The organism is Geopseudomonas aromaticivorans (assembly GCF_019097855.1).
In the GTDB taxonomy this organism is placed as follows: domain Bacteria; phylum Pseudomonadota; class Gammaproteobacteria; order Pseudomonadales; family Pseudomonadaceae; genus Geopseudomonas; species Geopseudomonas aromaticivorans.
Window position 1 is genome coordinate 16,728 of the sequence record NZ_JAHRGL010000022.1, and the last position, 12,648, is coordinate 29,375.

The 12,648-nt window shown below is 67.3% G+C and carries 13 protein-coding genes; 11 read left to right on the forward strand and 2 right to left on the reverse strand.

All coding sequences use genetic code 11. The annotated features are described in order from the left end of the window. The first annotated feature begins 28 nt into the window (after window positions 1-28). On the forward strand, window positions 29-1,021 hold the full coding sequence (locus KRX52_RS10455) for a cytochrome-c peroxidase (RefSeq protein ID WP_217681681.1): 993 nt from the start codon (window positions 29-31) through the stop codon (window positions 1,019-1,021). A gap of 24 nt (window positions 1,022-1,045) precedes the next feature. Here KRX52_RS10455 and hexR read toward each other — a convergent pair whose 3' ends face one another. After that, a complete protein-coding gene (gene hexR, locus KRX52_RS10460; protein WP_217681682.1) occupies window positions 1,046-1,915 on the reverse strand; it encodes a transcriptional regulator HexR in 870 nt (289 codons plus the stop codon). Window positions 1,916-2,052: 137 nt separating this feature from the next. On the opposite strand from hexR, the gene zwf reads away from it, so the two are divergent. The 9 genes from zwf to KRX52_RS10505 all read left to right on the forward strand — a co-directional run bounded on the left by zwf (window position 2,053) and on the right by KRX52_RS10505 (window position 10,104). Beyond that, complete coding sequence (gene zwf / locus KRX52_RS10465; protein WP_217681709.1) at window positions 2,053-3,483, forward strand: glucose-6-phosphate dehydrogenase; 1,431 nt, start codon at window positions 2,053-2,055, stop codon at window positions 3,481-3,483. A 133-nt stretch (window positions 3,484-3,616) separates the two neighbouring features. Further along, a complete protein-coding gene (locus tag KRX52_RS10470; protein WP_217681683.1) occupies window positions 3,617-5,047 on the forward strand; it encodes an aspartate kinase in 1,431 nt (476 codons plus the stop codon). Between the two features lie 112 nt (window positions 5,048-5,159). After that, on the forward strand, window positions 5,160-6,050 hold the full coding sequence (locus KRX52_RS10475) for a universal stress protein (RefSeq protein WP_217681684.1): 891 nt from the start codon (window positions 5,160-5,162) through the stop codon (window positions 6,048-6,050). Window positions 6,051-6,145: 95 nt separating this feature from the next. Further along, complete coding sequence (locus KRX52_RS10480) at window positions 6,146-6,769, forward strand: CDP-alcohol phosphatidyltransferase family protein (RefSeq protein WP_217681685.1); 624 nt, start codon at window positions 6,146-6,148, stop codon at window positions 6,767-6,769. 54 nt (window positions 6,770-6,823) lie between these two features. After that, window positions 6,824-7,516 (forward strand): lysophospholipid acyltransferase family protein, encoded by a 693-nt coding sequence (locus KRX52_RS10485; RefSeq protein WP_437439698.1) that lies wholly within the window; start codon window positions 6,824-6,826, stop codon window positions 7,514-7,516. 1 nt (window position 7,517) lies between these two features. Continuing rightward, complete coding sequence (locus KRX52_RS10490) at window positions 7,518-8,450, forward strand: phosphatidate cytidylyltransferase (protein WP_217681686.1); 933 nt, start codon at window positions 7,518-7,520, stop codon at window positions 8,448-8,450. 56 nt (window positions 8,451-8,506) lie between these two features. Next, the gene (locus tag KRX52_RS10495) at window positions 8,507-9,052 is read left to right on the forward strand and encodes a hypothetical protein (RefSeq protein ID WP_217681687.1); all 546 of its coding nucleotides are present in this window, start codon (window positions 8,507-8,509) and stop codon (window positions 9,050-9,052) included. 156 nt (window positions 9,053-9,208) lie between these two features. Further along, window positions 9,209-9,703 (forward strand): hypothetical protein, encoded by a 495-nt coding sequence (locus KRX52_RS10500; RefSeq protein WP_217681688.1) that lies wholly within the window; start codon window positions 9,209-9,211, stop codon window positions 9,701-9,703. 182 nt (window positions 9,704-9,885) lie between these two features. Continuing rightward, window positions 9,886-10,104 carry an HP1242/YdcH family protein gene (locus tag KRX52_RS10505; protein ID WP_217681689.1) on the forward strand — a complete coding sequence of 73 codons (219 nt, stop codon included), beginning with the start codon at window positions 9,886-9,888 and terminating at the stop codon, window positions 10,102-10,104. 151 nt (window positions 10,105-10,255) lie between these two features. Here the strand turns inward: KRX52_RS10505 and KRX52_RS10510 are convergent, their stop codons facing one another. After that, window positions 10,256-11,074: an endonuclease gene (locus tag KRX52_RS10510; RefSeq protein ID WP_217681690.1), complete on the reverse strand. Its 819-nt coding sequence runs from the start codon at window positions 11,072-11,074 to the stop codon at window positions 10,256-10,258. A gap of 163 nt (window positions 11,075-11,237) precedes the next feature. Here KRX52_RS10510 and trhP point away from each other — a divergent pair, with 163 nt between their 5' ends. Next, window positions 11,238-12,614 carry a prephenate-dependent tRNA uridine(34) hydroxylase TrhP gene (gene trhP, locus KRX52_RS10515; RefSeq protein ID WP_217681691.1) on the forward strand — a complete coding sequence of 459 codons (1,377 nt, stop codon included), beginning with the start codon at window positions 11,238-11,240 and terminating at the stop codon, window positions 12,612-12,614. Window positions 12,615-12,648 lie beyond the last annotated feature (34 nt).

The window sequence follows — 12,648 nt, forward strand, 5'->3', positions numbered from 1 at the left end:
GCAACCCCAACACGAGAGGAAAGCATCGATGCGCCACTCACTGGTACTGACTGCCGGCCTGCTGCTGGGCTGCAACGCTTGGGCTGCCGCGCCGAACAACGAGCCGATCCAGCCGATCCCCCCCGCCAAGGTCGCCAACCCCGCCAAGGTCGAACTGGGCAAGCAGCTGTTCTTCGACCCGCGCCTGTCGAAGTCCGGCATCATCTCCTGCAACTCCTGCCACAACCTGAGCCGCGGCGGCAGCGACAACCTGCAAACGTCCATCGGCCACAACTGGCAGGAAGGGCCGATCAATTCGCCGACCGTGCTCAACTCGCGAATGAACATCGCCCAGTTCTGGGACGGCCGCGCCCACGACCTCAAGGAGCAGGCCGGCGGCCCGATCGCCAACCCGAAGGAAATGGCCTTCTCCCACCAGCAGGCGGTGGCCGTGGTCAGCTCGATCCCGCAATACCGTGAGGCGATCCAGAAGGCCTACAAGACCGACAAGGTGACCATCGACGCGATCACCGACGCCATCGCCGCGTTCGAGAAGACCCTGGCCACGCCCAACTCGCGCTTCGACCGCTGGCTGAAGGGCGACCAGCAGGCGCTGACCCAGACCGAGCAGGACGGCTACCAGCTGTTCAAGGAAACGGGCTGCGTGGCCTGCCACAACGGCCCGGCCGTCGGCGGCAACTCGTTCCAGAAGATGGGCCAGGTGGAAGCCTACAAGACCGAAAACCCCGCCCAGGGCGTTGCCGGGCTGACCGGCAAGGACGTCGACCGCTTCAAGTTCAAGGTGCCGACCCTGCGCAACGTCGAGCTGACCTACCCCTACTTCCACGATGGCGCCTACTGGAAGCTGGAGGAGGCGGTGGACGTGATGGCGCGCCTGCAGCTCGGTCGCCAGCTGAGCGCCGACGAGACCGGCAAGATCGTCGCCTTCCTCAAGACCCTGACCGGCGAACAGCCGAGCTTCGCGCTGCCGCTCCTGCCGCCCTCGACAGCCGACACTCCCCTGCCGCAACCGTTCCACTGACCGGCACACGCCGGCCGGCAGACCTCAGTCGTCGTCGGTCGGCTTCACCGTCTTCGGCGACAGGCGCAGGCTGCGCAGGCTGCGCTTGACGCTCTTCAGGTGGTTGACCAGGTCCGGGCCGCGGGCCATGGCCACGCCCATCGCCAGCACGTCGATCACCACCAGGTGGGCGATCCGCGAGGTCAGCGGGGTGTAGATCTCGGTGTCTTCCTGCACGTCGATGGCCAGGTTGACCGTGGCCAGGTCGGCCAGTGGGGTCTGGCTCGGGCACAGGGTGATCAGCGTGGCGCCGCTCTCGCGCACCAGGTTGGCGGTGGTCAGCAGGTCCTTGGAGCGCCCGGACTGCGAGATGCAGATGGCCACGTCGCCGGGCTTGAGGGTCACCGCCGACATCGCCTGCATGTGCGGGTCGGAGTAGGCCGCGGCGGTCAGCAGCAGGCGGAAGAACTTGTGCTGGGCGTCGGCGGCCACCGCGCCGGAGGCACCGAAGCCGTAGAACTCGACGCGCGGGGCGTTGGCGACGGCATTCACCGCGCGCTCCAGCGCCTGCATGTTCAGGTGCTCGCGCACTTCCATCAGGGTGTGCAGGGTGGTGTCGAAGATCTTCAGGCTGAAGTCGGCCAGCGAGTCTTCCTCGTGGATGGCGAACTGGCCGAAGCTGGCGCCGGCAGCCAGGCTCTGCGCCAGCTTGAGCTTGAGATCCTGGAAACCGCTGCAGCCGATGGCGCGGCAGAAGCGCACGATGGTCGGCTCGCTGACGCCCACCCCGTGGGCCAGGTCGGCCATCGAGCTGTGCATGACGGCGGCCGGATCGTTCAGCACGTACTCGGCGACCTTGAGCTCGGACTTGCGCAGCAGGGCATGGGATTGAGCAATGTGTTGCAACAGATTCACGGCGCGGACTCGGTTATGATCGGCAAAAGCCGGATGTAGTAACTTTGTAGTTATACTACAAGTTATGCGCCAGCGCCCAGGCAATCTACGTCGGAGAATTCCCCGTGCCGTCCCCTTCTCCTGCTCTTCCCTGCGACATGCTGGTGTTCGGCGGCACCGGCGATCTGACCCTGCACAAGCTGCTGCCGGCACTCTATCACCTGCATCGCGAGCAGCGCCTGCCCGCCGACCTGCGGATCCTCGCCCTGGCACGCAAACCGCTGGACAGCGACGGCTACCGGGCGCTGGCCGAACGCCACTGCCGGGCGCAGGTCGCCCGCGGCGACTTCACCGCCGACACCTGGCACAGCTTTGCCGCGCGCCTCGACTACTTCGCCATGGACGCCGCGCAGAGCGCCGAATTCGGCCGCCTGGCCCAGCATCTCGGCAAGGGCTGCAGCCGCGCGCGGATCTACTACCTGGCCACCGCGCCGCAGCTGTTCGCGCCCATCGCCGCGCACCTGGCCATCGCCGGCCTGGCCGGCGCCAACACCCGCATCGTCCTCGAGAAGCCCATCGGCCACTCGCTGGCCTCGGCGCTGGCGATCACCCAGGCGATCGGCAAGGTGTTCGACGAGTCGCAGGTGTTTCGCATCGACCACTACCTGGGCAAGGAGACGGTGCAGAACCTGATGGCGCTGCGCTTCGCCAACGCCCTGTTCGAGCCGGTGTGGCGCGGCGCGCACATCGACCACGTGCAGATCAGCGTCTGCGAGACCCTCGGCGTGGAAAACCGCGGCGGCTACTACGACCAGGCCGGCGCCATGCGCGACATGCTGCAGAACCACCTGCTGCAGCTGCTCTGCCTGGTGGCCATGGAGGCGCCGGTGCGCTTCGACGCCGAGGCGGTGCGCAACGAGAAGGTCAAGGTGCTGCAGGCGCTCAAGCCGCTGGCCGGCCTCGACGTGCGCGACCTGACCGTGCGCGGCCAGTACACCAGCGGGCACATCGGCGGCCAGGAAGTCCCCGCCTACTACTTCGAGAAGAACGTCGACAACGACAGCGATACCGAGACCTTCGTCGCCCTGCAGGTGGAGGTCGACAACTGGCGCTGGGCCGGCGTGCCCTTCTACCTGCGCACCGGCAAGCGCCTGCAGCGCAAGTGCTCGGAGATCGTCATCCAGTTCAAGCCGGTGCCGCACCGCCTGTTCCCCGGCGCCGCCGAGCACGCCAACCGCCTGCTGATCCGCCTGCAGCCGGAGGAGCGCATCAGCCTGCAGCTGCTGGCCAAGACCCCGGGCAAGGGCATGACCCTGGAGCCGGTGGAACTCGACCTCAACCTGGCCACCGCCTTCTCCCGCCAGCGCCGCTGGGAGGCCTACGAGCGCCTGCTGCTCGACGTGATCGAGGGCGATCCGACCCTGTTCATGCGCAAGGACGAGGTGGAAGCCGCCTGGCGCTGGGTCAACCCGATCCTCGACGGCTGGCGCGAGTGCTACCAGAAGCCGCGCCCCTACCCGGCCGGCTCGACCGGCCCGGAACAGGCGCACAGCCTGCTGGAGCTGCAGGGCCGGCGCTGGCACGATTGAGTGCCGCAGGTCGCGCCCGCCGGGCTCGCAGCGGCGGCGCCGTGATACTCTTCGCCGCACAATCCTTATTCATTCCCGCGAGCGTTGCGCCGGTCCGCAGCCGTCTCGCCCACGACGCCAGTACTGAAAGCCCATGCATACCGTAGAAAAGATCGGCGGCACCTCCATGAGCCGCTTCGACGAACTGCTCGACAACATCTTCATCGGCACCCGCAAGGGCGACGCCCTGTACCAGCGGGTCTTCGTCGTCTCGGCCTACAGCGGCATGACCAACCTGCTGCTCGAGCACAAGAAGACCGGCGAGCCGGGCGTCTACCAGCGCTTTGCCGAGGCGCACAACGAGGAAGCCTGGCGCGCCGCGCTGGAAACCGTGCGCCAGCGCATGCTGGAGAAGAACGCCGAGCTGTTCACCGGCACTGCCGAGCTGGCGACCGCCGACCAGTTCGTCAACGAGCGCATCAACGACTCCCGCGACTGCATGGACAGCCTGCAGCGCCTGTGCGCCTACGGCCACTTCCAGCTCAGCGAGAACCTGATGAAGGTGCGCGAGATGCTCGCCTCGCTGGGCGAGGCGCACAGCGCCTTCAACAGCGTGCTGGCGCTCCAGCAGCGCGGCATCAACGCTCGTCTGGTCGACCTCAGCGGCTGGCAGCAGGACGCGCCGCTGCCGTTCGAGGAAATGATCCGCCAGAGCTTCGAGGGCATCGACCTCAGCCACGAGCTGGTCATCGCCACCGGCTACGCGCACTGTGCCGAAGGCCTGATGAACACCTTCGACCGCGGCTACAGCGAGATCACCTTCGCGCAGATCGCCGCCACCACCCACGCCCACGAGGCGATCATCCACAAGGAATTCCACCTCAGCAGCGCCGATCCCAACCTGGTCGGCGTCGACAAGGTGGTGACCATCGGCCGCACCAACTACGACGTCGCCGACCAGCTGTCCAACCTCGGCATGGAAGCGATCCACCCGCGCGCCGCGCGCACCCTGCGCCGCGCCGGCATCCAGCTGCGCATCAAGAACGCCTTCGAGCCCGAGCACGGCGGCACCCTGATCAGCCAGGACTACTGCAGCGCCAAGCCCTGCGTGGAGATCATCGCCGGTCGCAAGGACGTCATCGGCATCGCGGTGTTCGACCAGGAAATGCTCGGCGACCTCGGCTACGACATCGAGATCAGCAAGCTGCTCAAGCAGCTCAAGCTGTACGTGGTCAACAAGGACTCCGACGCCAACAGCATCACCTACTACGTCACCGGCTCGCGCAAGCTGATCAACCGCGCCGCCAAGCTGATCGAGGAGCACTACCCGGCCGCCGAGGTGACCCTGCACAACGTCGCCGTGGTCTCGGCGATCGGCTCCAACCTCAAGGTCAAGGGCATCCTCGCCCGCACCGTGACCGCCCTGGCCGAAGCCAACATCAGCGTGCAGGCCATCCACCAGTCGCTGCGCCAGGTGGAGATGCAGTGCGTGGTCAACGAGGAGGACTACGCCGCCGCCGTGGCCGCCCTGCACCGCGCGCTGATCGAGCCGGAGAACCACGGCGACGTGATCGCCGCGGCCTGATCCGCACCCCACTGCCGGGCGCCCGCGCCCGGCAGCCTGCCCCGCTCGCCGCGCCCCGGCGCGTCTCCGTGCTATGGTCGCCACAGCTACGTGGCAACAAGGAGACCGCCCGATGACCCCGATCCGCACCGTACTCGCCGCCACCGACCTCTCCGGGCCGGCGCGCAACGCCGTGGTCCGCGCCGCGTCGATCGCCCAGCACACCGGCGCCCGCCTGACCCTGCAGCATGTGGTCAGCAGCGGTGCGCTGGATGCCCTGCGCCAGCTGTTCGCGGACCAGCCCGACGACCTGCAGCAGCGCCTGCTCGACGAGGCGCGCGACGAGGTCCACGCGCTCGCCGCCGAACTGTGCGCGCCGCATGTCGCCTCGGCGGACATCCACCTGAGTGCCGGCTCGGTGCTGGCGGACATCGCCAGTCACGCCGATGCACTGGATGCCGACCTGCTGGTACTCGGCGCGCACGGCGCCAGCCTGGTGCGCGACCTGATGATCGGCTCGACCACCGAGCGCGTCCTGCGCAAGACTCGCCGCCCGCTGCTGGTGGTGCGCCGGGGCGCCCGCCACGGCTATCGCCGGGTGCTGATCCCGGTCGACTTCTCGCCACGCTCGCTCAAGGCCATTCGCATGACCCTGGAGCTGGCACCGCGGGCCGAGATCACCCTGCTGCATGCCTTCGAGGTGCCGTTCGAGGGCCTGCTGCGCCACTCCGGCGTCAACGAGGAGGCGCTGGCCAGCCTGCACGCCAACGCCCGCCGCGAAGCGACCGCACAGATGGCCGAGCTGATCGCCGCTGCCGGCCTGCAGGACGAGGCGGTGCAGCAGATCGTGGTGCATGGCGAGGCCAGCGTGCACATTCTCGACCAGGAGCAGCTGCAGGGCTGCGAGCTGATCGTCATCGGCAAGCGCGGCCTGGGCATGCTCGAGGAGCTGCTGCTGGGCAGCGTGACCAAGCACATCCTCACCCAGGCCCGCGGCGACGTGCTGGTGATCGACCACGCCTGAGCTCGCCGGCGGCGACCACGCCCCGTGGACGCCGCCCCGGAAGGCCGGCTATCGTGGCCCCATTCTCAAGGACGCCCACGGCAACGGAACCCGCCATGCCCTCGATCTACCAGCTCAAGCCCCGCTTCCAGAACCTGCTGCGCCCGCTGGTGCAGCGCCTGCACGCGCGCGGCGTCACCGCCAACCAGGTGACCCTCGCCGCCGCCGCCGTCTCGGTGCTGCTCGGCGCGCTGGTCGCCGCCTTCGCCGGCCACCTCTGGCTGTTCGCCCTGATCCCGCTGTGGATGCTGCTGCGCATGGCCCTCAACGCCATCGACGGCATGCTCGCCCGCGAGTTCGCCCAGCAGTCCGTGCTCGGCGCCTACCTCAACGAGCTGTGCGACGTGATCGCCGACAGCGCGCTGCTGCTGCCCTTCGCCGTGCTGCCGGAGGTGTCGACGCTGTGGGTAGTGCTGGTGACCCTGCTGGCGGTATTCGTCGAATACGCCGGGGTGATGGGCCCGCTGGTCGGCGCCGCGCGCCGCTACGACGGCCCGATGGGCAAGAGCGACCGCGCCTTCGTCTTCGGCCTGCTCGGCGCCGGCGTGGCCACCGGGCTGCTGCCCGAGGCCTGGCTCGATGGCCTGCTGATGCTGATCGCCGCGCTGCTGGTCTGGACCCTGGCCAACCGCGTGCGCCAGGGCATCGCCGAGGTGGCGCGCCAGCAACCGCCGGCCTGACACACCGCCGCCACAACCCAGCGGCAACCTGACATCGCAGCAAGGAGCACGACGATGAACGACACCGCGATCCCGCCCTGCGGAGAAGACCTGCCGCCAGCCGCGCCGCCGCCGCGACCCAACGGCAGCCTGGCACAGCGCCTGCTGGCCCGGTTGATCATCGGCTTCGCCCGCCTGCTCACCGGCGCGCGCAGCCTGTGGCGTGGCTGTGCGCCGGACAAGAAGCAGCGCATCTACTTCGCCAACCACAGCAGCCACGCCGACTTCGTGCTGCTCTGGTCGTCGCTGCCGCCGGCGCTGCGCCCGCGCACCCGCCCGGTGGCCGGCGCCGACTACTGGCAGCGCGACGCCGTGCGGCGCTTCCTCATCCATCAGGTGTTCCACGGCGTGCTGGTCGACCGCGAGCGCAGCTCCGCCGCCAACCCGCTGCAGCCGCTGCTCGATGCCCTGCATGGCGGCGACTCGCTGATCCTGTTCCCCGAGGGCACCCGCAACCTCGCCGACGGCCTGCTGCCGTTCAAGAGCGGGATCTATCGTCTGGCCCAGGCCTGTCCGCAGGTCGAGCTGGTGCCGGTGTGGATCGCCAACCTCAACCGGGTGATGCCCAAGGGCCGCGTGCTGCCGCTACCGCTGCTGTGCACGGTGAGCTTCGGCACGCCGCTGACCCTCGACGCCGGCGAGAGCAAGGAAGCCTTCCTCGCCCGCGCCCGCGACGCCCTGCTCGAACTGGCGGCGGAGGCCGACTGACATGGACCGTGACACCCTTTTCCTGTTCGCCGGCATCGGCGCCCTGCTGGCGCTGGCCTCGCTGATCGGCGGCATCCTCAAGTGGCGCAGCCGCGGCGCCGCCAGCCCGGTGATCGACAACCTCAACGCGCGGATCAACGCCTGGTGGGTGATGGTCGGCGTGCTCGGCGGCGCCTTCTGGCTCGGCCACGGCGCGGTGATCGGGCTGTTCGCCGCCATCTCCTTCTTCGCCCTGCGCGAATTCATCACCCTGACGCCGACCCGCGGCGGCGACTACCCGGCGCTGGTCGCCGCGTTCTACTGCGTGCTGCCGGTGCAGTACCTGCTGATCGCCTCCGACTGGTACGGGCTGTTCTCGATCTTCATCCCGGTCTATGTGTTCCTGCTGCTGCCGATCCTCGCCTCGCTGAGTGGCGACACCACCGGCTTCCTCGAACGGGCGGCCAAGGTGCAGTGGGGGATGATGATCGCGGTGTTCTGCATCTCCCACGTGCCGGCGCTGCTGACCCTAGACATCCCCGGCTTTGAGGGGCGCAACCTGCTGCTGATCGCCTGGCTGGTGCTGGTGGTGCAGATCAGCGACGTGCTGCAGTACGTCTGCGGCAAGCTGCTGGGCAAGCGCAAGATCGCCCCGCAGCTGTCGCCGTCGAAGACCGTGGAAGGCTTCGCCGGCGGCGTGGCGCTGGCCACCCTGGTCGGCGCCAGCCTGTTCTGGATCACCCCGTTCAGCGTCTGGCAGGCCGCGCTGATCGCCTTGGTGGTCACCCTGCTCGGCTTCTTCGGCGGCCTGGTGATGTCCGCCATCAAGCGCGACCGCGGCGTGAAGGACTGGGGGCACATGATCGAGGGCCACGGCGGCATGCTGGATCGGCTGGATTCGGTGTGTTTCGCGGCGCCGATCTTCTTTCATCTGTTGCGCTATGGGTGGACGTGAGAAACAACTTTGAGAGTCCGAGCGCGAAGTGGTCGGCATATCGGGCAGCAAGTCGGATGCATGAGTTTGATAAGGCAGACTTTATGGCGCTGAGCAAGGAGCAGTTAAGAAAATTCCATGGAATACCGGAGCCGACTATTCCGGCCGATCCGGCGGTGCTTTCCCGTCGTAAATCACACGAAGCGGCCGCGATGTTGCTCGCCAAATGGTCATCTCGATTGCAAGCTTTCTTTGCACTTGTCGGGCTCATTGTTGTGCTTCTGCCGACGATTTCGAGGCCCTGGCGCACAGTCATTGACAGTGTCCCGGGCGTGACGCGCGTTTTTCATGATTTTTCCTCGCTCAGCGGCTGGGCAATGGCGAATCTATCCATCCTGATAGTTATATTTCTGATGAGGAGTTCGCTGACAAAATACATCCCTCAGGGTTACTCCCCTGGCCTGACTTATCGGGATGTGGCGGATATGGAACTTTACCCAAGGACAAAAAAAGAAGAGCTGGGGTACTGGGTCGAAGTTGCCTTCGGATTGACTGCGACGACTCTTTGGTTGTTTCTGCCGTTTGGTGTAATCGCGTATTTCATCAGGCTAGGAAGCGGGTAAGAGCAGGGGTGTCCGCTTTGGCCACAAGCTCACCTTTCTGAACTTATTGAAAACCTTGCAGTATTTGCTAGACAGTCGAAACAGGCGTTCGGGAAGGTGGGTGACCAATCTCCGTTTCGCCATAGCCCGCCAGAACCAGCATCAAGGACGAAGCCGATGCCTGCCCACCCCCCGAAATCCCCCTTCGCCTGGCTCGGCGACCTGTCCAAGCTGCACCAGCGCGACCAGCTCATGCTGCTGCAGGTCGGCGCGATGCTGGCGGTCGCCGGGATGCTGCTGGCCTGCGTGCTGACGCTGTTCCTGGCCGCCCTGGCGATCAAGGGCGTGGCGTGGTGGCAGCTCCGCGAGTCGCCCTGGGTCGGCATGGACGACCGCGACTTCACCCGCTGCGTGGACCTGGCCGGGGAGCTGCGGGAGGCGGCCCACGACGTGCGGCGCAGCGAGCAGGGCCACCTGGCCATCGGTGATTCCGCGCAGCGCGAGTATCAGAACCTGACCGAAGTGTTCTACGTGGCCTGCGGCGAGGAGCGCTGGAGCGCGGTGTTCGCCGCCAACGGCCAGCCGCCGCTGGGCCATCCGGCCGACTGGCTGCCGTTTGCCGGGCAGGCGCGGGACAGCTGGCCGTCAGGTGTGGGCTGGCCCGAGCTCTGAGCCTGGCCATGCGGCTGGCTGGAGGGGCGGCGCGCCGCTTCATGAGGGCGACATGACCCCGGTCAATACTGCCCCGAGCCGCGCGGTGCCAGACTGAAATCAAGACGCAAGTCACTGTTTTCCCGGTGCCGCCGCGAACGTGCGGTCCGCCACATTGCAGTCCCCATGACCAGGAGTTATCCATGTTTCCCGAATACCGCGACCTGATTTCCCGCCTGAAAACCGAGAACACGCATTTCACCCGCCTGTTCGACGAGCACAACGAGCTGGACCAGCGCATCAAGAACCTGGAGGCCCGCATCGAGCTGGCCACCGATGAGGAAATCGAGAACCTGAAGAAGGAGAAGCTGAATCTGAAAGACCAGCTCTATGTGATCCTCAAGGAAACCGACGCCGCCTGACGGCCCGTCTTCCCGACTCCCCGCCGCCCGGCGGGGAGACTCTGGATGGCCGTGGCCATCCGCCCCGCTCGTCACCGCCTGTAACTCCTGACCCGTCACCCGCCGTTTCTGCGCAGCGAAGCCCTTGCCACGCGAGTGATCGAGCAGCGGCTCAGCGCCTGAACAGCCCCAGCACGACCTCGCCCATCTGCTCCAGCGGCAGGCCCTTGGCCCTGCCCAGGGCAGCGGTGACCGCCCCGCGCAACTGGCTGCCGATACCGCACTGCCGCAGGTCGACCGCGCCGACGTGCGGATTGCCCCAGCCCATCTGGCAGGCGATGGCCTGGTTGCGCCGGCGCTCCTGCTCGGTGACCGGGTACATGCGATCCCAGGCGCCATACAGCTGCTGGTCCTGCCGGGACATGCGCAGCTGGTAGCGCTCGTGCATGTACAGGTAGGTGCGCGCGATGACGCCGCGGATCTCCTCGCGCGGCATGACCTTGCGCGCCGCGAAGTCGACCACCACCTGGCACTGGCCGTACTGGTGGGGCTTGGCGTTGAGCATGGCGAACGCATAGTTGCTGCGGTCGCCGTTGACCTCGCCGATCGCCGGCATCAGGTTGTGCAGGTCGGCCTCGGCGCGGGCGAACAGCGGGTCGTTGGCGCTGCAATTGTCGCGCCCGCCCTGCTTCCAGCACTGGCGCTGGTGGCCGATCACCCAGGCCGGCACCACATGCTCCCACTCGACCCGGCTGGCGCGCTGGCGGTTCTTGCGCGGTTGATAGCCGCAGCTGGCCAGATCGACCCGATTGCCCTGGTAGCGGCAGCCGCAGTAGAAGGTGCGCGGGTTGTCGGCATGGACTTCCCAGGCGAGCTGCTTGGCCTCCTGGAAGGTGGCGGGGGGGCGGATATCGCTGAAGACGATGGCGAGCAGGGCCGAAACCAGCAGCGAAACCAGTGCCAGCAGCTTCTTTGCAGCCGAGTTGCTCATCCACGCGTTCCCTGTAGGCGATCAAGGGGGCGGGACTCTATGCGCCGGACTGCGCCAAGGCAAGGCTGGCGCGGCGCCATGCCACCCGGCCAGCAGTCGCGCATTCCTCGGCAAAGCGCAGTAAAATCCCGCGCTTTGTGTACGCCTTGCGAGTCGCCGCGCCATGACCACCGCCTTCCGTCCCGAACTGCTCTCTCCCGCCGGCACGCTGAAAAGCATGCGCTATGCCTTCGCCTACGGCGCCGACGCGGTGTACGCCGGGCAGCCGCGCTACAGCCTGCGGGTGCGCAACAACGAGTTCGACCACGCCAACCTCAAGCTGGGCATCGACGAAGCCCATGCGCAGGGCAAGAAGTTCTACGTGGTGGTCAACATCGCGCCGCACAACGCCAAGCTGAAGACCTTCATCAAGGATCTCGAGCCGGTGGTGGCTATGGGCCCGGATGCGCTGATCATGTCCGACCCGGGGCTGATCATGCTGGTGCGCGACCACTTCCCGCAGCAGGTCATCCACCTGTCGGTGCAGGCCAACGCGGTGAACTGGGCGTCGGTGGAGTTCTGGCGGCGCATCGGCGTCAGCCGCATCATCCTCTCCCGCGAACTGTCGCTGGAGGAGATCGGCGAGATCCGCGAGCAGGTGCCGAGCATCGAGCTGGAGGTGTTTGTCCACGGCGCGCTGTGCATGGCCTACTCCGGGCGCTGCCTGCTGTCCGGCTACCTCAACAAGCGCGACCCCAACCAGGGCTCCTGCACCAACGCCTGCCGCTGGGAGTACAAGGTGCACGAGGGCAAGGAGGACGAGCTGGGCAACGTGGTCCACGTCCACGAGCCGATCCCGGTGATGCAGATCGACCCCAATGCGGCGGTGGAGCCGACTCTGGGTGCCGGCGCGCCCACCGACCAGGTGATGCTGCTGGAAGAGAGCAACCGTCCCGGCGAGTACATGGAGGCGTTCGAGGACGAGCACGGCACCTACATCATGAACTCCAAGGACCTGCGCGCCGTGCAGCACGTCGAGCGCCTGACCAAGATGGGCGTGCACTCGCTGAAGATCGAGGGCCGCACCAAGAGCCACTACTACGTGGCGCGCACCGCGCAGGTGTACCGCAAGGCGATCGACGACGCGGTGGCCGGGCGGCCGTTCGACATGTCGCTGATGGACACCCTCGAATCGCTGGCCCACCGCGGCTACACCGAGGGCTTCCTGCGCCGCCACGTCCATGACGAGTACCAGAACTACCAGCACGGCTACTCGCTGTCCGAGCGCCAGCAGTTCGTCGGCGAGTTCACCGGCGTGCGCAAGGACGGCCTGGCCGAGGTGGCGGTGAAGAACCGCTTCCAGGTCGGCGACCTGCTCGAGCTGATGACCCCGCAGGGCAACCTCAACTTCCGCCTCGAGCAGCTGCTCAACAAGAAGGGCGAGGCCACCGAGGTGGCGCCGGGCGACGGCCACATCGTCTACCTGCCGGTGCCGGCCGAGGTCGACCTCAACCTGGCGCTGCTGATGCGCCACTTGGACGGCAGCAGCACCCGCGGCTGAGGGCGTTGTCACCGCAACCTGGCGCACCTGTGGA

Coding starts and splice junctions, on each gene's coding strand:
- KRX52_RS10500 (WP_217681688.1), top strand. CDS start 9,209: ATGCCTGCCCACCCCCCGAAATCCCCCTTCGCCTGGCTCGGCGACCTG.
- KRX52_RS10470 (WP_217681683.1), top strand. CDS start 3,617: ATGCATACCGTAGAAAAGATCGGCGGCACCTCCATGAGCCGCTTCGAC.
- KRX52_RS10480 (WP_217681685.1), top strand. CDS start 6,146: ATGCCCTCGATCTACCAGCTCAAGCCCCGCTTCCAGAACCTGCTGCGC.
- zwf (WP_217681709.1), top strand. CDS start 2,053: ATGCTGGTGTTCGGCGGCACCGGCGATCTGACCCTGCACAAGCTGCTG.
- KRX52_RS10485 (WP_437439698.1), top strand. CDS start 6,824: ATGAACGACACCGCGATCCCGCCCTGCGGAGAAGACCTGCCGCCAGCC.
- KRX52_RS10490 (WP_217681686.1), top strand. CDS start 7,518: ATGGACCGTGACACCCTTTTCCTGTTCGCCGGCATCGGCGCCCTGCTG.
- KRX52_RS10505 (WP_217681689.1), top strand. CDS start 9,886: ATGTTTCCCGAATACCGCGACCTGATTTCCCGCCTGAAAACCGAGAAC.
- KRX52_RS10495 (WP_217681687.1), top strand. CDS start 8,507: ATGCATGAGTTTGATAAGGCAGACTTTATGGCGCTGAGCAAGGAGCAG.
- KRX52_RS10475 (WP_217681684.1), top strand. CDS start 5,160: ATGACCCCGATCCGCACCGTACTCGCCGCCACCGACCTCTCCGGGCCG.
- KRX52_RS10455 (WP_217681681.1), top strand. CDS start 29: ATGCGCCACTCACTGGTACTGACTGCCGGCCTGCTGCTGGGCTGCAAC.
- trhP (WP_217681691.1), top strand. CDS start 11,238: ATGACCACCGCCTTCCGTCCCGAACTGCTCTCTCCCGCCGGCACGCTG.
- KRX52_RS10510 (WP_217681690.1), bottom strand. CDS start 11,074: ATGAGCAACTCGGCTGCAAAGAAGCTGCTGGCACTGGTTTCGCTGCTG.